1 protein-coding gene is annotated in these 582 nt (G+C 61.3%); it reads left to right on the forward strand.

What is annotated here, in order from left to right:
* The coding region (locus A5736_RS03325; protein ID WP_139333109.1) for a serine/threonine-protein kinase at positions 1 to 582 on the forward strand (582 nt) is incomplete at both ends.

Below are 582 nucleotides of genomic sequence, written 5' to 3' on the forward strand. Positions count from 1 at the left end.
GCCGGGTTCACCGTGGTGCGGCTGTTGGGCAGCGGCGGGATGGGTGAGGTCTATTTGGCTCGACATCCGCGGTTGCCGCGGCGGGACGCCCTCAAGATTCTGAACGACCAGCTATCTAGTCAACCCGACTACCGGGATCGGTTCATCAGGGAGGCCGACTTAGCGTCGTCGCTGTGGCATCCACACATCGTTGAGGTGTATGACCGCGGCGAATTCGAGGGTGATCTGTGGATCGCGATGCGCTACGTCGACGGGTTCGATACCCGTCGAGTGCTCCGGGAAAGCTGTCCGTCCGGAATGCCAGCTGCCGACGTGTGCACCGTAATCGCCGGCGTCGCCAGCGCGCTGGATTATGCCCACCAGAAAGGCTTGCTGCACCGCGATGTCAAGCCGGCCAATATCCTGCTGACCCGTCCAGCGGGTGGAAGGCAACGTATCTTGTTGACCGACTTCGGTATTGCACGCAATCGGGACGAGATCAGTGGTCTCACACAGACAAATATGACGGTCGGTACAGCAGCCTATGCGGCGCCCGAACAGTTGTTGGGCGGCCACATCGATGGACGGGCCGATCAGTACGCG

The organism is Mycobacterium sp. SP-6446, from assembly GCF_001954045.1.
Classification (GTDB): domain Bacteria; phylum Actinomycetota; class Actinomycetes; order Mycobacteriales; family Mycobacteriaceae; genus Mycobacterium.